Raw genomic sequence first — 17,618 nt, 5'->3', positions numbered from 1 at the left:
TGATCCGCCGGTGCGTCCGGCGGCCGGTTCGCCGAGTCGTTCACCGGATCATTCACCGGCGCGATTCGCGAACTCGTTCACCGACCGATTCACCGGTTTTTCCCAGCCGATTCGCCGTTTTGTTGTCAGCCGATTCATCCGTTCGCTCGCCGGCCGAATCCGCCGGTGCGTTCGCCGGGTTGATTCGCCGGTGATTCACCGGGTGAATCACCAGGGGCCGTAGGGGCCCTGGTTCCCGCCCTTGCCGATCTCCTTCACGGCGGGGCGGACGTCGGCGAGGTAGATGCCCGCGGCGATGACGGCCGCGATGGTGAAGATGCTCAGAGGCTGAATGAACCCCACGGCGGCGGAGAACCCGAAGAGCGCGGCCAGGCTCAGGATGATCAACCACAGGTTCTTGGTCTGCTTGCCGGTGACCGCGAACGCGCGAGCCGGGGTCTTCACGGCGTGGATGAGGGCCCAGGCCGCCATGACGAACACGCCGATGGCCAGAGCCGTGAAGATCAGGCCCAGAACGCCGTACACCTGGAACATCGTCTCTCCCAACCGCTTGCCTCAGGTAATTCTCATCAGCCTAATGCTGAAAATCCCATTCGTGGCGTCCTCGGTCCGGCGTGCTCAATCCGATAGGGGCCGAGGAGCGTGTCTTTGGGACATAGCGGTCATCGAGGCGTGGGCGCCGGAGGTGAAAGACCCGTCCCGGCATGCCGGGACGGGTCTTCTGCGCCGGGGGTCCGCCCCGTCGCGCCTCATGAAGACCTCTCGCGAAGACCTCTCACGCGACCTCACCGGAGCGAGCGCGCCGCTCGCCGGGATCGCCCGCGTCCGAACGGCCTGGATCAGGCGGGCGCGCGGATCCGATCCCGGGACCCCGAGACCCCGATGCCCGGAATCGTGTCGCGCGCGTTCGACGGCCTGGATCAGGACTTCGGAGCGGCGGTGGACTTCGGGGCGCGGGCGCGGCCGTTCTTCTTGGGCGCGGAGGCGCGCGGAGGCGCGGAGGCCTCGGAGACCTCCTCCAGCTCGCGGGCGGCCTCCCCGCTCGCCTTGGAGACGACCTTGCGGCCGTGGGTGGCGAACTCGTCGTAGATCTTGGTGGCTCTGTCGGCGACGTGGTCGGCGTAGACGCGCGCCTTCTCCGGGAAGTGCTGGGCGTACACCTCGGCCTTGCCGGCGAGCTCCTTGGCCTTCTCCGGGAGGTCCTTGGCGACCTCGCGGATCTCCTCGCTGCGGCCCTGCAGCCTCTGGATCCGCTGGGGAAGCTTGCGGAGCTCCTTGACGGCCAGGTCGCCGGCGCCGGCGACGGCGTAGAACGGCTTGGACTTGACGAGCTTCTCGACCTCGGTGGCGATCTCGGTGGCGATGGGCATGGGTTAACCTTCCTTGGCTTCCTGTGTGACGTGACCGTTGCTCGGGGGAGTCTCGTAGGGCTTCAGCGCGCTGAGATATCCCTTGGGCAGTGACTCCTCGCCGGCCGGCGAGGAGTCCGGGTCACCCTGCGGGGGCTCCGGTGCGGGATGCGCTTTCTGGGAGGTCTGCGCGTCCTCATCCGGAGCCTCGGCCCGGTTCTCCTTGCGGAACGACTCGTAAATGTCGATCAGCACCTGGCGCTGGCGCTCGGTGATGAGGTGATCGGCCCTGATCGCGGTCAGCACATCGCTGTCCGGCTCACGCTCTTCGATGAGACCGGCCTGAACGTAGAGCGCCTGCGACGAGATCTGCAGGCCCTTGGCGATCTGGTTCAGGATTTCGGCGCTGGGCTTGCGCAATCCCCGCTCGATCTGGCTGAGGTAGGGGTTGGAGACCCCCGCCGAGGCGGCGAGCTGGCGCAGGGAGATCTTCGCCACCGTGCGCTGCTCGCGGATGTACTCGCCGATCGAGCCGACCTTGGGTAGTGCCATGGCACCAGTCTGCACGGCACTGCTTGCAATTGCAAACGCTATGGCTAACAGTTGCAAGCATTTGGAAGTGAGATTAATGAGGGATCAACCAGAGCAACGGGGCGGAGGAGGTCAGCGTGATGGAGAAGACGACGATGCTGTAGCGGATGCCGGCGGACAGGGCGGGTCCGGGAGTGACGAGGCGCTCGACCCTGGCCATCACCGCGGCGGAGCCGGTGGCGCCCAGGGCTCCGTGCGGAGCCGGTACGGCGCCCGCCGTACCGAAGCGGAGGAGGGCGGTGGCCAGGCGGCGCGGGGAGCAGAACCGGCGGGCGACGTCGTCGGCGGCCATCTCCACCAGCAGGCTGACCTCGCTCTGGGCGTCCCTGACCACGCTCGACCAGGGCAGTGCCCTGCGCAGCGCGGCGAACGGCAGCAGCACCAGATCGTGCCGCTCGCGGACGTGGGCGGCCTCGTGCGCGAGCACCGCGGTCAGCTCGGCCGACGAGAGCAGCCTCAAGGTGCCCTCGCTGACCACGACCTGGGAGCGGAGGCCGGGCACGCAGTAGGCGGCGGCGCCCGGGTGGTCGAGCACTCGCACGCCGGGGACCACGGGGTCCTCGCGGGCGATCAGGGCGAGCAGGGCGCGGTGGCGGTGCCGGGCGCGGGACGTCTGCGCGCCCGCGGCGAGGAGCACCACGATCAGTACGGCGAGCGCGGCCAGTCCCGCGATGAGGGCGACGACCCTCGGCGCCCCGTACGACTCGGGCAGACCCCGGCCGCCGAGCTCGGAGGTGAGGAGCGCGTGAAGTCCGTGCAGCACTCCCTGGCCGTAGGGCGAGAGAGCATAAGCGAGCAGCGCGCCGGTCCCGGCCAGCCCCCAGGTCACCCCGAGCGCCTGCCACAGGACGATGGCCACATGCGGAGCGCGATAGGGCCACCGAGCCCGGGTGAGTTGCCAGGCTCCGACCGTGCAGACCAGGGCGAGTGTCGCCAGGACCGCAGCGGTCATCACTCGTCCTCCAGCTCCGTCTCCAGACCCGTCAGGGCCTTGCGCAGGATCTCGGCCTCAGTGCCGGTGACGGCCTGGGCGAACCTGGTGAGGGCCGCCGACCGGTCGCCGGTCAAGTCCAGTGCCCCCAGCATAAGCTCCGCAATGTAAGCATCGCGGCTTTCTGCCGGTTCGTACCGCCAGGCGCGACCGTCGCGAGTGCGGACCAGGAAGCCCTTGCGGGTCAACCGGTCGAGCACGGTCATCACCGTGGTGGGCGCGAGGTCACGGTCGGCGATCAGACGCCCGACCTCCCGCGCCGTCACAGGGGATGGCTGCGCCCAGATGATGTCCATAACGCTGCGTTCCAGCTCGCCCAAACCTTTCACACATCCCAGCCTAACTCCCGCACCACGAGGGGTAGTACTACGGGTTGTCGAGTGATATGCGTCACAAATGTTTCACCATGTAGATGCTGTCGCGTTCGTCGCCCTCGGCGAGGCGGATCGACCGGGGGATACGGCCGACCTCGGTGTACCCCTGGCGAGTGTAGAAGCCCTCGATTCCGGTGCCGCCGCGAACGGTCAGGTGCAGGGCGTCGAGGCCCAGGTCCCGGGCGGCGGAGTCCGCGGCGCGCATGAGATCGGCCCCGTAGCCGTCGCCCTGGTGCTTGGGGTGGACCATCACGCGCAGGAGCCAGCGCCAGTGCGCGTGCAGCCACGACCCGGAGTCGGCCAGGATCAGCCAGCAGGCGACCCGGTCCTCCGCGTCGAACCCGACCAGCAGGTGGTCGAGGCCGCCACAGCGTTCGAACGAGGAGACCGCCGTCTTCCTGACGTCGTCGGCGGTGACCGGGGGCACGAACCCCACGGCTCCACCCGCGTTGGTCACGTCGACCCAACAGCCGATGAGTTCGTCGATCAGCTCAGTGGTGAGTTCAGGGTTCACCACGAAGCGAAGTTCGGACATGCGGGGCATTTTATCCGGGCGTTCCGAAAGGGCGGAGGCCGGGAGGAGCCCCGGATCACCTGGGGGAGACGGCGGTCCACGGGAGGGTGAGCTCGCCGAGCCGCCACCGGGCCCGGCCGCCGTAGGGGGGATGGCCCGCCACGGGCCAGGTCCCGGCGAGCGTCTTCGCGGAGGCGATCCAGCGCTGGCGTGAGCCGTACGAGCCGAGGGGGGCGTTGACCGCCCAGGCGTGGTCGAAGTCGCGCAGGAAGGCGTGGATGGGCTCACCGGGGACGTTGCGGTGGATCAACGTTTTGGGCAGGCGTTCCGCGAGGTCGGACGGGCGGTCGAAGCCGTCGAACCGGGCGGAGAGGGTGAGGGTGCGAGGGCCTGAGCGGTCCAGCGTGGCCCAGACCGCGCGGTGGCCCACCTCCGAGCAGGTGCCCTCGACGATCACCCCGTCCTCGGCGACCCGCTCCCTGAGCATCGCCCAGTACCCCCACGCCTCGGCCTCGCCGTACTGCCTGAGCACGTTGAACGCCCTGATCACCAGCGGGGGCCGGTCCACCGGCAGCTCGAAACCGCCCAGGGCGAAGGACAGCCCCGGGCGTTCGTACGGCTTGGCCGCGGCCACCCTGGCCGGGTCGATCTCGATGCCGACGACCTCGACCGACGGGCAGACGCCGCGCAGCCGCAGGAACATCTCCAGCGTCGTGGTGTGCGAGGCGCCGTAGCCGAGGTCGACCACCAGCGGGCGGTCCGCGCCACGCAGGAGGCGGCCGTGGACGCCCGCGATCCACCGGTCGGCTCGCCGTAGCCGGTTGTGCCCCGTCGTCCCCCTGGTGATCTCCCCGATCGGCTTCGGCACGGTCAGACGCGGTGGATCTTGTACTGCGCGGCCTGGGCGCGGGGGCGGATGACCAGGCGGTCGATGTTCACGTGAGCCGGGCGGGTCACGCACCAGGAGATGGCGTCGGCCACGTCGTCGGCGGAGAGCGGGTCGGGAACGCCCTGGTAGACCCGGTCGGCGGCAGCGGAGTCGCCGCGGAAGCGGTTCAGGGAGAACTCCTCGGTGTGGACCATGCCGGGGGCGACCTCGACGATCCGGATCGGCTTGCCGACCAGCTCCAGCCTGAGCACCTCGGTCATCGAGGTCTGGGCGTGCTTGGCCGCGTTGTAGCCGCCGCCGCCCTCGTAGGAGACCAGCCCGGCCACCGAGGTCAGCATCAGCAGCACCCCGTCCCCCGAGTCGATGAGACGGGGCAGCAGCGCCTGGGTCACCCGCAACGTGCCGAGCACGTTGACGTCGTACATCTGCTGCCAGTCGGCCGTGTCGCCGCTCGCCACCGGTTCCAGGCCGACCGCGCCGCCGGCGTTGTTGACCAGCACGTCGCACCGGTCCAGCGAGGCGGCGAACTCGTCCACCGACTCCTGGGAGGTCACGTCCAGGGTCGCCGCGCGGATGCCGGGCACCTCGGCGGCCAGCCGGTCCAGCCGGTCCCGGCGCCGTGCCGCGGCCACCACGTCGAAGCCCTCGGCCGCCAGACGGCGCGCCGTCGCCTCCCCGATGCCACTGCTGGCCCCTGTAACCACAGCTGTCCTGTTCATGGCACCCAATCCTGCCAGGAGTGGGAGGTATCAGGCCCATGGCGCTCACATGACGGGAATGTTGCGAACAAATGGGTGGTTGTAGCCCGTTTGGAGGTGGTGTCGGTGAGGCGACGGCGGGTCAGCCGAGTCGCGACGATCAGCATGCACACGTCCCCCCTGGATCAACCCGGGACAGGGGACGCGGGCGGCATGAACGTCTATGTCGTCGAGGTGGCCAAGCGTCTGGCCGAGCTCGGGATGGAAATCGAGATCTTCACCCGGCAGACCGCACGTGACCTGCCGCCGGTCGCCGAGATCGTTCCCGGTGTCTGGGTCCGCCACGTCACCGCCGGACCCTACGAGGAGCTCGACAAGGGCGATCTGCCCGGTCAGCTCTGCGCTTTCCTCTCGGGCGTGCTGCGCACCGAGGCCATGTACGAGCCGGGCCGGTATGACGTGATCCACTCTCACTACTGGCTGTCCGGCCAGGTGGGCTGGCTGGCCAAGGAGCGCTGGGGCGTGCCGCTGGTGCACACCATGCACACCATGGCCAAGGTGAAGAACCTCCTCCTCGCCGACGACGACAGGCCCGAGCCGACCGCCCGCGTGCTGGGCGAGCAGCAGGTCGTGGAGGTCGCCGACCGGCTGGTGGCCAACACCCCGACCGAGGCCCAGGAACTCGTCGACCTGTACGGCGCCGCCCCCGGCCGGGTCGAGGTCGTCACCCCCGGGGTGAGCCTCAGGGTCTTCCAGCCCGCCTCCAAGGGGGCGGCCCGTCACCGGCTCGGCCTGCCCCAGGACGCCCACGTGCTGCTGTTCGTCGGCCGCGTGCAGCCGTTGAAGGCCCCGGACGTGCTGCTGCGCGCCGCGGCCCGGATGCTCATCGACGATCCCTCGCTCAGGTCGAGGCTCGTCGTCGCCTGCGTCGGCGGCCCCAGCGGCAACGGCCTGGCCCGGCCCTCCTACCTCACCGACGTGGCCGCCTCACTGGGCATCTCGGACGTGGTCAGGATCGTCCCCCCGGCGCCCCAGTACGAACTGGCCGACTGGTACCGCGCCGCCGACGTGACCGTCGTCCCCTCGCACAGCGAGTCGTTCGGCCTGGTCGCGCTGGAGTCACAGGCCTGCGGCACCCCGGTCGCCGCGGCGTCCGTGGGCGGGCTGCGCACCGCCGTACGCGACGGTGTGTCCGGTGTGCTCGTCGAGGGGCACGACCCACACGACTGGGCGCAGGTGCTCACCAAGTTCCTCCATCGGCCCGTCTGGCGGGAGGCGCTGGCGGCGGGGGCGGTGGCCCACGCCGCGGCCTTCGGCTGGTCGGCCACCGCGGCCCGGCTCGCCGACGTCTACGCCGGGGCGATGGCGAACCTGCACCGCGTTCCGCTCACGATCAACTCATGAGGCGTGTCCCGGTCGCGGCCGGATCGTAAGCTGGGATCATGCGTGAGGCGATCGGGAGCCGGTCCGCGGAGGCGATCGAGAGCCTGTCCATGAGGAGCCGGTTCACCGGTGTCGAGAGTCGGGGTCCCATGAGTGAAGCGATCGAGTCGGCGCTGAAGAGCGCCGAGGTCTCCTTCGAGCAGCCCCGGCCGGGGGCCTTCCTGGTGAAGCTGCCCGGCCAGCACAAACTCGCGACCATGACCTGGCTGATCGTCGGGGACCAGGTCCTGCACGTGGAGGCGTTCTTCTGCCGCCAGCCCGACGAGAACCACGTGGAGTTCTACCGCTGGCTGCTCACCAAGAACGGCTCCATGTACGGCGTGCACTTCGCCCTCGACCCGATCGGCGACGTCTATCTCGTGGGCCGGATCCCCCTCGCGGCGATCTCCGACGAGGAGATCGACCGGCTTCTCGGGTGCGTCCTCACCTATTCGGACGAGGGGTTCGACCGCGCCCTGGAGCTGGGCTTCGCCTCCTCGATCCGGCGGGAGTGGGAGTGGCGGGCCAAGCGCGGGGAGTCGCTCGCCAACCTCCAGGCGTTCGCCCGATTCGCCGACCCCGAGCGCTGAACGGCCGTTGGTTAAGCTAGCTTGCTTTCATGTCGACTTTGGTGCTGTTGCGGCACGGTGAGAGCGAATGGAACGCCAAGGGCCTGTTCACCGGGTGGGTGGACGTGGGGCTCTCGGCCAAGGGCGAGGAGGAGGCGCGGCGCGGCGGACGGCTGCTCGTCGACGCCGGGGTGCGACCCGACTCGGTCCACACCTCCGTGATGACCCGGGCGATCCAGACCGCCAATCTCGCACTGGGCGCCGCCGATCTGCTCTGGCTGCCGGTCTCGCGGTCCTGGCGGCTCAACGAGCGTCACTACGGCGCGCTCCAGGGCAAGGACAAGGCGCAGACGCGCGCCGAGTTCGGCGACGAGCAGTTCATGCTCTGGCGCCGTTCCTACGACGTCCCGCCGCCCCCGATCGCCGACGGCGACGAGTTCTCCCAGGTCGGCGACGCCCGGTACGCGCTGCTGCCGAGCGAGCTGATGCCGAGGACCGAGTGCCTCAAGGACGTCGTCGCGCGCATGCTGCCCTACTGGTACGACCGGATCGTGCCGGAGCTCGCCGAGGGCAGGACCGTCCTGGTCGTCGCGCACGGCAACTCGCTCCGGGCCCTGGTCAAGCACCTGGACGGCATCGGCGACGACGAGATCGCCGGGCTCAACATCCCCACGGGCATCCCGCTCCGGTACGAGCTGGACGGCGACTTCCACCCGACCGTCAAGGGCGGCCGCTACCTCGACCCCGCCGCCGCGGAGGCCGCCATCGAGGCCGTGGCCAACCAGGGCAAGTAGGTCCCCGGCCGGGTAGGCGGACGAGCAACCGGAGAACAAAAGGAGAAGGGCCCGCCGAGGGCGGGCCCTTCTCCTTCGCCGATGCGGAAGGACCGGGGACTAAACGGTGGTGACGTCCTGCGGCCGGGAGCCCGTCACCAGGTAGACCACGTCGTGGGCGACGCGGACCGCGTGGTCGGCGTAACGCTCGTAGTAGCGGCCGATCAGCGTCACGTCGATGGCCGGCTCGACACCGTACTTCCAGTCCTTGGCCATCAGGACCTTGAACAGCTTGCGGTGCAGCTTGTCCATCGCGTCGTCGTCCGCCTCCAGCTCCATGGCCGTGTCCACGTCGCGCGAGGCGATGCAGCTACCGGTCTTGGTGATGAGACGCTCGGCGATCTGGCCCATCTCCAGGATGGTGGAGCGGATCTCCGGCGGGATCGCCGACTCGGGGTGGCGCAGCCTGGCCACCTTCGCCACGTGCTCGGCCAGGTCGCCCATGCGCTCAAGGTCGGTGCCCATGCGCAGGGCGGCGATGACCATCCGGAGGTCGACCGCCACAGGCTGCTGCCTGGCCATCAGTTCGAAGATCGACGCCTCGATCTCCGCGAAGATCCTGTTGACCTCCTCGTCCTGGGAGATGACGCTTTCGGCGAGGTGGAGATCGGCGTCCAGAAGGGCGGTGGTGGCCCTTGAGATCGCCGACCTGACGAGGCGGGTCATCTCAACCAGTTGGTCGGTGAGGGCATCAAGTTCGTCGTGATAGGCATCGCGCATGAAAGCCACCGTATGTGCGAAACAATGAACGAACCTCGACCATAAAGTGAACTTTATGGGAAAGCCCGTGGTCATGCCCCCTGAGCTGCCCCGAAACCGAAAACACCCACCTACCATCGAGGGCGTGAAGCCTACAGGAGGACCACGTGAGTGAACTGATGGCGAGCCTGGCCGCACTGGCCGGTTTTGTCGTGGGAGCACTGGCCGTGATGGTCGTCCGCCAGAGCGTGGGACAGAGGCAGGTCATGACACCGACAGACGATGTCGAGCCCGACGCGCTGCCCCAAGGCGTCGCCTCGGTGCTGGCCGTGCTGCCGTCCTCGGCGGTGGTGCTCGACAAGGGAGACCGGGTGCTGCGGGCCAGTTCGGCCGCACGCGTGTTCGGCCTGGTCAAGGGCGACCACCTGATGGCGGCGGAGCTGCTCGCGATGGCCAGGCAGGTGCGCAGGGACGGCGAGATCCGCGAGAGCGAGATCGAGGTGGCCGGACACAAGTTCGGCCAGGAATCAACCAACTTCGCGGTACGGGTCGCGCCGCTGGGCTCCTACGGCCAGGTGCTCGTGCTCGCCGAGGACCAGACCGAGCACCGTCGCGTCGAGGCGGTCCGCCGCGACTTCGTGGCCAACGTGAGCCACGAGCTCAAGACGCCGGTGGGCGCCCTGTCCCTCCTGGCGGAGACCATCCAGGACGCCGCCGACGACCCCGAGGCGGTCACCCGGTTCGCCGGGCGTATGCAGCACGAGGCCGCACGACTCACCTACCTCGTCCAGGACCTCATCACCCTCTCCCGGATCCAGGGAGCCGAACCCATCCCCACCCCGGGCCCGGTCCCGATCGACGAGGTGGTGCACGAGGCCATCGACCGCTGCAACACCACCGCGGCGGCCAAGGACATCACCCTGGTCGCGGGGGGTGTCGAGGGCCTGCAGATCTGGGGTGACGACGAACTCCTCGTCACCGCGCTGCGAAACCTCATCGACAACGCCGTCGCCTACAGTCCCGAGCACACCCGGGTCGTGGTCAGCGCGCGCGCGGCGGGCGCTCACACCGAATCGGTCGAGATCAGCGTGAGCGACCAGGGGATCGGCATCCCCGAGAGCGCTCAAGAGCGGATCTTCGAACGGTTCTTCCGCGTGGACGCAGCCCGCTCACGCGCGACCGGTGGCACGGGCCTCGGCCTGGCCATCGTCAAACACGTGGCCGCCGCCCACAACGGCGCGGTCACGGTGTGGAGCAAGGAAGGCTCAGGCTCCACCTTCACCCTCCGCATGCCCGCCTTCGGCGGCATGGCGGTAGCCGCACCCGGCACCACTACGATTCCCCTGGAGGCCGCGCAGTGACTCGCGTGCTTGTTGTCGAGGACGAAGAGTCGTTCTCCGACGCCCTGTCATACATGCTGCGCAAGGAGGGCTTCGAGGTCGTGGTGGCCGCCACCGGCCCCGAGGCGCTGGAAACCTTCGACCGCAACGGCGCCGACCTGGTGCTGCTCGACCTGATGCTTCCCGGCCTGCCCGGCACCGAGGTGTGCCGCTCGCTCCGCCAGCGCTCGAACGTGCCGGTCATCATGCTGACCGCCAAGGACAGCGAGATCGACAAGGTCGTCGGGCTGGAGCTCGGCGCCGACGACTACGTGACCAAACCCTTCTCCTCCAGAGAGCTGGTGGCCCGCATCCGCGCGGTGCTGCGCCGCCAGGGTGACGTGGAGGAGCTGGAGACGGCCGTGCTGGCCGCGGGACCGGTCCGGATGGACGTCGACCGGCACATCGTCGCCGTCCGCGGTGAGCAGGTACAGCTCCCGCTCAAGGAGTTCGAGCTGCTGGAGGTGTTGCTGCGCAACGCCGGCCGGGTGCTCACCCGGGGCCAGCTCATCGACCGGGTCTGGGGCGCCGACTACGTGGGCGACACCAAGACCCTGGACGTCCACGTCAAGCGGCTGCGCGCCAAGGTCGAGGCCGATCCCTCCAACCCTCGCTGCATCCTGACCGTCCGAGGTCTGGGCTACAAGTTCGACCCCGCCGAGGTCTGAGGCTCACGGCGGCTCCGGGCCGAGGCCTCAGGCGATCCGGCCCTGAGGCCTGCCGTCCCTCGGGCTCCGGTCTCGTGGCGTGCCGCCTCCGAGCGGTCCCGTCCCGTGGCGTGAGGCGGTCTCAGGGGCCGTGAGGCCCTTGGCCGTCCACGGTCGGCGGCCCCGGCGATTCACGATGTCCTCCGGCGACCCACGGTGCGTCTCCGGCTGTCCACGGTCGCCGGTCCTGGTTCTGGCGACCCACGATGCGCCTCAGGCGAAACAGAGTCGGCGGCTCTTGGAGAAGAGCCGCCGACTTCGGCGTTCGTATCCTGGGGCGTTCACGCTCGTCCCGGCGCGCTCAGCGGCCGTGCTCGGCGCTCCCGGCCCCCCGTACGGACCTCACCCGTCCGTGGAGTGCCCCACGTCCTCCGTGGAGTCGGTGGAGGCAGAGGTGGAGGGGGTGGGAGTGGAGGTGGGCGTCGGAGTGGGGGTCGCGCTGACGCCCGGAGCCTGCGGGAGGCTGGTGAACTCGCGGCTGCGGGTGATGACCGGAATCGTGAGGGGGATGAGCCCCGCGTTGGCGAACTGCAGCTGCACCTGGATGCTCTCGCCGCCCGAGAGCGGCTTCTTCAGCCCCTCGATCAGGATCGTGGGAGTGGGCTTGCCGACGCCCACCCGGGTCTGGACGGGGAGCGTGACCGGGGCGCTCACCTTCGCGGTGCCCAGGGCGGGGTCGACGCCGATGCCGACGAGCGTGTCGGGGGCCTGGTTGGTGTTCACCATGGACAGGTAGAGCGGCGTCGCCGCACCTGCGGGGATCGTCGTGCCGGAGTCGGGGCCCAGGAAGAAGGCCTGGGAGATGCTGATTCCCTTCGCCTCCGTCGCCAGGGCCTCGGTCGGGGCGTAAGGGTGGTTGGTGATCGCGTCGAATCCGGCACCGCAGCCGGCCAAGGCCGGGGCGGCTGCGAGGAACGCGGCGGCGGCGATCACCCGGTGACGGCTGTTGCGGGTCACGGTGCGAGTTCTCCTTGTCACACATGAGGTAGGGCAAGGGCAACCCTATCCGTCAGGATTCCCGGGTTTTGCGGTGGCCCACCTGATCGCCGGAAGGCGGGGAATGCAGGTCATAGGTGCTTTTTAGCCCCTTGATTCATACTGTTGAGCGCTTGTCAAGCCATAAGATGCGGCTTTGACCTGCAGTTATGGTGATTTCACTGTTCCGGGAGGCTGTGGATACGTGGTACTCTTGAGTACAGCGGAAGGGGTACTTGTCACATGACTTTCCAGGTCGGCGACACTGTCGTCTACCCCCACCACGGGGCTGCTCGGATCGAGGCGATCACGACCCGAACCATCAAAGGTGAGGAAAGGACCTACCTGGTTCTTAAGGTCGACAAGGGCGACCTTACCGTCCAGGTGCCGGCAGACAACGCCGAACTCGTCGGTGTTCGCGATGTCGTCGGACAAGAGGGCCTTGAGCGCGTTTTCGACGTGCTTCGCATGCCTCACACCGAAGAGCCTACGAACTGGTCCCGCCGCTATAAGGCCAACCTTGAGAAGTTGGCGTCCGGTGACGTCAACAAGGTGGCCGAGGTCGTTCGCGACCTATGGCGACGAGACAGGGAACGCGGACTCTCCGCAGGAGAGAAGCGCATGTTGGCCAAGGCACGGCAGATCCTCGTCAGCGAGCTCGCGCTCGCGGAGAAGACAAACGAGGACAAGGCCGAGGCTTTGCTGGATGAGGTTCTCAACTCCTGAACACGACATTTCCACGGGTGGGCGTCGGAGTCGACGTCCACCCGTTTGCATCCGGACGCGAGCTGCATCTCGCGGGTCTTCACTGGCCGGGCGAAACCGGCCTGGACGGTCACTCCGACGGTGACGCGGCCGCTCACGCCGCCTGTGACGCGCTGCTGTCCGCGTCGGGTCTCGGTGACCTGGGCGGGCTGTTCGGCACCTCCGATCCCCGCTGGGCAGGGGCCTCCGGCGTCACCCTGCTGCGGGAGGCCGCCCGCAAGGTGCGCGCCGCGGGCTTCGAGATCGGCAACGTCGCCATCCAGGTGATCGGCAACCGGCCCAAGGTGGCCCCCCGCCGGGCGGAGGCCGAGAAGGCGCTCAGCGCCGCCGTGGGCGCTCCGGTGAGCGTCATCGCCACCACGACCGACGGACTGGGTCTCACCGGGCGTGGCGAAGGTGTGGCGGCCGTCGCGACCGCGATCGTGGTGAACCTGAACCCGGGGCCAGACGTCTTTTAATACGGAGCGTGAAAACGCTCCGGCGGGCGGTGCGGAATGCCCGTCGACACATCCGGGGCGGTGGCCCGTTTCCTGGCGCGGTGCGGGCCACCCCCTTTTTACGGATGATCTATGAATGTCCTGGGTAGCCCCCTATTGACCATGTCTCGTAACAGGGGGAGCTGGACATGATTGGATCGATCGTTTCGGCGATCATCATCGGGGCCATCATCGGAGCGCTGGCGCGGCTCATCGTTCCCGGGCGGCAGAATTTCAGCTGGGGTCTGACACTCGTCGTCGGCATCGTCGCGGCGCTCATCGGCACTCTCATCGCGAGCGCGCTCGGTTTCGCCAATACGCGGGGGATCGACTGGTGGGAGCACATTCTCCAGTTGGCGCTCGCGGTGCTCGGCGTGTTGCTCGTGGTCCAGATGGGGGCGAGGAAGGCCCGCTGATCAGGGATTTTTACATCGCCAGGAATAACCTTGACCTGGGGGGTATCCACCTTCTTGTGAGAGTGAAGGGATCACGCTCACTGGGAGGTTGTAATGACTATCGCGTCCATCCTTGGGGCCATCGTCATCGGCGCTGTCATCGGCGCCCTCGGGCGGCTGCTGCTTCCCGGTAAGCAGCCGATCGGCTGGATCCTGACCATCGTCGTCGGCATCGTCGCCGCGCTCATCGGAACCGCCCTCGCGCAGGTCCTCGGCGTGGCGACCACGAACGGCATCGACTGGATCGAACTCGTCATGCAGGTCGTCCTGGCCGTCGTCGGTGTCGGCCTGGTCGCCGGCCTGAAGCGGTCCAGAGTCTGACAACGGGATGGACCATCCCGGTCACCTCATCGAGGCCTAACTGGACACCCTCCGGTCCGGAGGCGCCCGCAGTGACACGCACGATGTCACCGCTTCTCCAGGGAGACCCGCTCGGTCCCGTCTGCACCGAGCGGGTCTCGGCCGTTCCAGGCCGGTTCGGAACACTCCTCGAACCGGCCTGGAACGGCCAATCCTGAAACGGGCCCGGAGGTGAGCAATCGCCGGTCCGCAGCGGGGCGCCGCTCACCACGTGTGAGCGAATAGCTGCGGGCCGGTCCCCCACGTGGGAAGTCCCGGCGTCCCCGTCGCCGCCCCTCTCCAGGGCGCCGCGGTTCCTCCCGATCAGGCCGGGACGCCGGGACAGGGGCGGATTCTCATTCGCCCGGAGGAACCGGAGTGCTGCGCATCCGTCCGGACGGCGGGGCCACGGTGTCCTTCTCTCGTGATCCGGACTCCAGACCCTCCCCTGGATCCGCGGCCTCGGCACCGTGGGCGAGATCCGGGGACGATTCGCCGGCCGTGTCGCCGGCCGTCTCGTCCGCCGTGCGATCGGCCGCCCGATCGGCCGCCGTGCGATCCGTCGCCTGACCGCTCATCGTGCGGATGGGCTGCGTGTCGGCGTCCCGGTCGCCGACCTCGCTCTCCTCGGCCGCCCGCTCCCGCTCCGGCTCCTCCTCGGGGGAGTCGATGTCGGCGTCCCAGGTTCTTACGCGCTCGCTGACCCTGCCGCCGGGCCTGGCCTCCTCCTGCCGCTCCTGTACGGCCTCCGGCGCGGGGCGGGGCGGGTGGACGAGCATGTCGCCCTGGCGGGGCCGTACCAGGTCACCCCAGCGCATGGGTTTGGCCGGCGGCGGGACCGCGGGGATCTCGGTGACCTCGGGGGTCTCCGGGGCGGGGGTGGGGCCGACGACAGGGACGCTCGCGGGAAGATCGTGATGCGGTGCGGACTCCATCGGAGGGGCGGCCTGCGGGTCGAGCATGATCTCGGCCGCGGGATGGTGGACCAGCTGGCCGGGACGGGTCGACGAGGCCTGACGGTCGGGCCGGACGGCCGGGTCGTCCCGGTCTCGCCGTACCGGCTCCTCGCGCTGGAGCGGCTCCTCGTGCCGGACCGGCTGCGCCGGTCGTCCGTGCTGTAGCGGGTCCGGATGGACCTGCCGGTCCGGGCGGCTCGGGCGGTCCCTCCATTCCGGCTGGGCCGGGTATTCCGCGGTCGGCCGGTTCGTGTCGGGGAACGGGACGATGTCGCGCTCATGGTCGGGCAGCGCCTCGTCGACGGCGGTGCGCCGTGCGGCGGCATGCTTGATCAGCAGGAGCCAGAGCCACAGGGCCACGACCAGGATCACCCAGGGGGAGACGGCGACCACGATGGCCGCCTGCCGTACGTCCACCGCCGTCGTGGTCCGCATGGCCGTCGTCACCTCGGCGGTGGCGGCGGCGGCGAACAGCAGCGTCAGGATCGCGCCTGCCTGCAGGCGGACCGGCCACCACCCGCCCCTCAGCAGGAGCACGCTGATCATCGCGATGACGACCAGCGCGTCGAAGGCCGCCGGGTAGAGGTAGGCGAGGTCGGGGCGGGCCTCGCCGATGACGGCGAGGGTGCGCAGGTCCTCGAAGGAGAGCACGCAGGCGGCGGCGGTGAGGGCGGCTACGCCGACTCCGGCGACGGCGATCCCGGCGCGGCGCAGGGCAACGGTCACTCGGCTCGGTTCGGCGGGTGCGGACAGGGTTGAGGACGGGCGGGAGATCACGTCTGCCGCCGCGGGAGATTTCACGTCCATGGCGACCACGAGCCTACAGAATCAGCACGTGGAGTGATCGACGGAAATCAGCCGGGGGAGAGGGGCCCGCCCGGGGACGGGCAGCGGAGCCGTCCGAGGGGGTGTCCGGAGAGACCGGGTGCGTCCGGAGAGAGGGTGTGCCGTCCCGAGGGGGTGCGTCCGGAGAGGGTGTGCGCCGTCCCGAGGGGTGTGTCCGGAGAGAGGGTGTGCCGTCCCGAGGGGGTGCGTCCGGAGACGCGGCTGCCGGCGGTACGCGTGCGGTGATCGACCGGACATGTCATTTCTGGGGGGAGTATGCCTACAAGGTTGTTCTTTAAGCGGGTATGACTGGCATTCGCCACTTAATGTCCACAAAAGACTCTGCAAGGAGGCTTCAACGTCGCGCAACCCGGCTTGTGAGGCGAGGTGAGGCATTAGCCTTGGCCTCGTGAGTCTGCACCTATACGACACCAGCGTACGTACGGTCCGCGAATTCGTTCCGGTCGAACCCGGCCTGGCCTCGATCTACCTGTGTGGTGCCACCGTGCAGGCCCCGCCGCATATCGGGCATATCCGCTCCGGCGTCAACTTTGACGTGCTCCGGCGCTGGATGACCCGGTCTGGCTACGAGGTCACCTTCGTCCGGAACGTCACTGACATCGACGACAAGATCATCAGGGTCGCGGCGGCCGAGGGCGTGCCGTGGTTCGTCATCGCCGAGCGCAACCAGCGCGCCTTCACCTGGGCCTACGAGGTGCTCGGCTGCCTCCCCCCGACGGTCGAGCCGCGAGCCACCGGCCACGTGCCCGAGATGATCGAGCTGATGGAGCGGCTGATCGCAGCCGGTCACGCCTACGCCGCCGAGGGGGACGTCTACTTCGACGTCATGTCCTACGCGGACCGGTACGGCTCGCTGTCCAACCAGAAGCTCGAGAACATGCGAGCCGCGGGTGACACCGAGACCGACTGCAAGCGGGATCCGCGCGACTTCGCGCTCTGGAAGGGCGAGAAGCCGGGCGAGCCGACCTGGCCGACCCCGTGGGGCCGCGGCCGTCCCGGCTGGCACCTGGAGTGCTCCGCCATGGCGACGAAATACCTCGGGCCGACCTTCGACATCCACGGCGGCGGCGTCGACCTGATCTTCCCGCACCACGAGAACGAGCTGACCCAGTCCCAGGCGGCCGGTGACGGCTTCGCGCGCTACTGGATGCACAACGGCATGCTCAAGATCGGCGCGGAGAAGATGAGCAAGTCGCTCGGCAACTCCCTGCTGGTCCCGGAGGTCATCAAGAAGGTCCGCCCGGTCGAGCTCCGCTACTACCTGGCCGCCCCGCACTACCGGTCCCCGATCGAATACTCGGAGGAGGCGCTGTTCGAGGCCGCGACGGCCTACCAGCGCATCGAGGGCTTCGTCACCAGGGCCGCCGAGGTCATCCACGACGTCGACGCGCACGCGCCGCTGCCCCAGGCGTTCACCGACGCGCTCGACGACGACCTGGCCACCTCGCAGGCGCTCGCCGTGGTGCACGAGGTGGTCCGCGAGGGCAACGTCGCCCTGTCCCAGGGCAACAAGGAGCAGGTCGCCAGGTTGCTGGCCGAGACCCAGAACATGCTCGACGTGCTCGGTCTCGACCCGCGCTCGGAGCAGTGGCGCTCATCGGGCGGCGACCTCGGCATGCGCGCGACCGTCGACTCGCTGGTCGCCGTGGCTCTGGAACAGCGGCAGGCGGCCCGGGCGCGAAAGGACTTCGCGGCGGCGGACAGCATCCGTGACCAGCTTGCCGATGCCGGGATCCACGTGGAGGACACCCCCCAAGGTCCTCGTTGGGAACTGTCGCGGTAAAAGCAGGC

General features: G+C 69.1%; 21 protein-coding genes. 10 read left to right on the top strand and 11 right to left on the bottom strand.

Annotated elements, in window-relative coordinates; all coding sequences use genetic code 11:
• Positions 1 to 207: 207 nt before the first annotated feature.
• From J2853_RS29995 to J2853_RS29960, 8 genes are all read right to left on the bottom strand, one after another.
• Positions 208 to 534 (bottom strand): DUF2516 family protein, encoded by a 327-nt coding sequence (locus J2853_RS29995; protein ID WP_307563783.1) that lies wholly within the window; start codon positions 532 to 534, stop codon positions 208 to 210.
• A 386-nt stretch (positions 535 to 920) separates the two neighbouring features.
• The gene (locus J2853_RS29990) at positions 921 to 1,370 is read right to left on the bottom strand and encodes a hypothetical protein (RefSeq protein WP_307563781.1); all 450 of its coding nucleotides are present in this window, start codon (positions 1,368 to 1,370) and stop codon (positions 921 to 923) included.
• Between the two features lie 3 nt (positions 1,371 to 1,373).
• Entirely contained in the window at positions 1,374 to 1,901 is a 528-nt protein-coding gene (locus tag J2853_RS29985) for a helix-turn-helix domain-containing protein (RefSeq protein WP_307563780.1), read from the bottom strand.
• 73 nt (positions 1,902 to 1,974) lie between these two features.
• Positions 1,975 to 2,892 carry a M56 family metallopeptidase gene (locus J2853_RS29980; RefSeq protein WP_307563778.1) on the bottom strand — a complete coding sequence of 306 codons (918 nt, stop codon included), beginning with the start codon at positions 2,890 to 2,892 and terminating at the stop codon, positions 1,975 to 1,977.
• A complete protein-coding gene (locus J2853_RS29975) occupies positions 2,892 to 3,260 on the bottom strand; it encodes a BlaI/MecI/CopY family transcriptional regulator (RefSeq protein WP_307563776.1) in 369 nt (122 codons plus the stop codon). Before J2853_RS29975 ends, J2853_RS29980 begins: the two co-directional genes overlap by 1 nt.
• Positions 3,261 to 3,321: 61 nt before the next feature.
• Positions 3,322 to 3,840: a GNAT family N-acetyltransferase gene (locus J2853_RS29970; RefSeq protein ID WP_307563775.1), complete on the bottom strand. Its 519-nt coding sequence runs from the start codon at positions 3,838 to 3,840 to the stop codon at positions 3,322 to 3,324.
• Positions 3,841 to 3,895: 55 nt separating this feature from the next.
• Positions 3,896 to 4,687 carry a class I SAM-dependent methyltransferase gene (locus tag J2853_RS29965; protein WP_307563773.1) on the bottom strand — a complete coding sequence of 264 codons (792 nt, stop codon included), beginning with the start codon at positions 4,685 to 4,687 and terminating at the stop codon, positions 3,896 to 3,898.
• A 2-nt stretch (positions 4,688 to 4,689) separates the two neighbouring features.
• Positions 4,690 to 5,427: an SDR family oxidoreductase gene (locus J2853_RS29960; RefSeq protein WP_307563771.1), complete on the bottom strand. Its 738-nt coding sequence runs from the start codon at positions 5,425 to 5,427 to the stop codon at positions 4,690 to 4,692.
• Positions 5,428 to 5,526: 99 nt separating this feature from the next.
• Between J2853_RS29960 and mshA the strand changes: the two genes are divergently transcribed.
• From mshA to J2853_RS29945, 3 genes are all read left to right on the top strand, one after another.
• Positions 5,527 to 6,810 (top strand): D-inositol-3-phosphate glycosyltransferase, encoded by a 1,284-nt coding sequence (gene mshA, locus J2853_RS29955; RefSeq protein ID WP_370879544.1) that lies wholly within the window; start codon positions 5,527 to 5,529, stop codon positions 6,808 to 6,810.
• 128 nt (positions 6,811 to 6,938) lie between these two features.
• Positions 6,939 to 7,418 carry a type III secretion system chaperone family protein gene (locus tag J2853_RS29950; RefSeq protein WP_307568873.1) on the top strand — a complete coding sequence of 160 codons (480 nt, stop codon included), beginning with the start codon at positions 6,939 to 6,941 and terminating at the stop codon, positions 7,416 to 7,418.
• Positions 7,419 to 7,447: 29 nt separating this feature from the next.
• Positions 7,448 to 8,191 carry a phosphoglyceromutase gene (locus tag J2853_RS29945; RefSeq protein ID WP_307563769.1) on the top strand — a complete coding sequence of 248 codons (744 nt, stop codon included), beginning with the start codon at positions 7,448 to 7,450 and terminating at the stop codon, positions 8,189 to 8,191.
• Between the two features lie 99 nt (positions 8,192 to 8,290).
• On the opposite strand, the gene phoU is transcribed toward J2853_RS29945, so the two are convergent.
• Positions 8,291 to 8,950: a phosphate signaling complex protein PhoU gene (gene phoU, locus J2853_RS29940; RefSeq protein ID WP_307563767.1), complete on the bottom strand. Its 660-nt coding sequence runs from the start codon at positions 8,948 to 8,950 to the stop codon at positions 8,291 to 8,293.
• A 158-nt stretch (positions 8,951 to 9,108) separates the two neighbouring features.
• On the opposite strand from phoU, the gene J2853_RS29935 reads away from it, so the two are divergent.
• Positions 9,109 to 10,290: a sensor histidine kinase gene (locus J2853_RS29935; protein ID WP_307568872.1), complete on the top strand. Its 1,182-nt coding sequence runs from the start codon at positions 9,109 to 9,111 to the stop codon at positions 10,288 to 10,290.
• Positions 10,287 to 10,976: a response regulator gene (locus J2853_RS29930; protein WP_307563765.1), complete on the top strand. Its 690-nt coding sequence runs from the start codon at positions 10,287 to 10,289 to the stop codon at positions 10,974 to 10,976. The genes J2853_RS29935 and J2853_RS29930 overlap by 4 nt, the downstream gene beginning before the upstream one ends.
• Positions 10,977 to 11,357: 381 nt before the next feature.
• On the opposite strand, the gene J2853_RS29925 is transcribed toward J2853_RS29930, so the two are convergent.
• The gene (locus tag J2853_RS29925) at positions 11,358 to 11,972 is read right to left on the bottom strand and encodes a copper chaperone PCu(A)C (RefSeq protein WP_307563763.1); all 615 of its coding nucleotides are present in this window, start codon (positions 11,970 to 11,972) and stop codon (positions 11,358 to 11,360) included.
• Positions 11,973 to 12,233: 261 nt separating this feature from the next.
• Between J2853_RS29925 and J2853_RS29920 the strand changes: the two genes are divergently transcribed.
• From J2853_RS29920 to J2853_RS29905, 4 genes are all read left to right on the top strand, one after another.
• Positions 12,234 to 12,716: a CarD family transcriptional regulator gene (locus J2853_RS29920; protein WP_030924410.1), complete on the top strand. Its 483-nt coding sequence runs from the start codon at positions 12,234 to 12,236 to the stop codon at positions 12,714 to 12,716.
• Between the two features lie 17 nt (positions 12,717 to 12,733).
• Complete coding sequence (gene ispF, locus J2853_RS29915; protein WP_307563760.1) at positions 12,734 to 13,213, top strand: 2-C-methyl-D-erythritol 2,4-cyclodiphosphate synthase; 480 nt, start codon at positions 12,734 to 12,736, stop codon at positions 13,211 to 13,213.
• A gap of 167 nt (positions 13,214 to 13,380) precedes the next feature.
• Entirely contained in the window at positions 13,381 to 13,647 is a 267-nt protein-coding gene (locus J2853_RS29910) for a GlsB/YeaQ/YmgE family stress response membrane protein (protein ID WP_307563758.1), read from the top strand.
• A 93-nt stretch (positions 13,648 to 13,740) separates the two neighbouring features.
• The gene (locus tag J2853_RS29905) at positions 13,741 to 14,007 is read left to right on the top strand and encodes a GlsB/YeaQ/YmgE family stress response membrane protein (protein ID WP_307563756.1); all 267 of its coding nucleotides are present in this window, start codon (positions 13,741 to 13,743) and stop codon (positions 14,005 to 14,007) included.
• A gap of 374 nt (positions 14,008 to 14,381) precedes the next feature.
• Here J2853_RS29905 and J2853_RS29900 read toward each other — a convergent pair whose 3' ends face one another.
• A complete protein-coding gene (locus tag J2853_RS29900) occupies positions 14,382 to 15,707 on the bottom strand; it encodes a hypothetical protein (RefSeq protein WP_307563755.1) in 1,326 nt (441 codons plus the stop codon).
• 508 nt (positions 15,708 to 16,215) lie between these two features.
• Between J2853_RS29900 and cysS the strand changes: the two genes are divergently transcribed.
• Positions 16,216 to 17,610: a cysteine--tRNA ligase gene (gene cysS / locus J2853_RS29895; RefSeq protein ID WP_307563753.1), complete on the top strand. Its 1,395-nt coding sequence runs from the start codon at positions 16,216 to 16,218 to the stop codon at positions 17,608 to 17,610.
• Positions 17,611 to 17,618 lie beyond the last annotated feature (8 nt).

The sequence above is a fragment of the Streptosporangium lutulentum genome (genome assembly GCF_030811455.1).
GTDB classification, from domain to species: domain Bacteria; phylum Actinomycetota; class Actinomycetes; order Streptosporangiales; family Streptosporangiaceae; genus Streptosporangium; species Streptosporangium lutulentum.
This window is presented reverse-complemented; position numbering and strand designations above follow the sequence as displayed.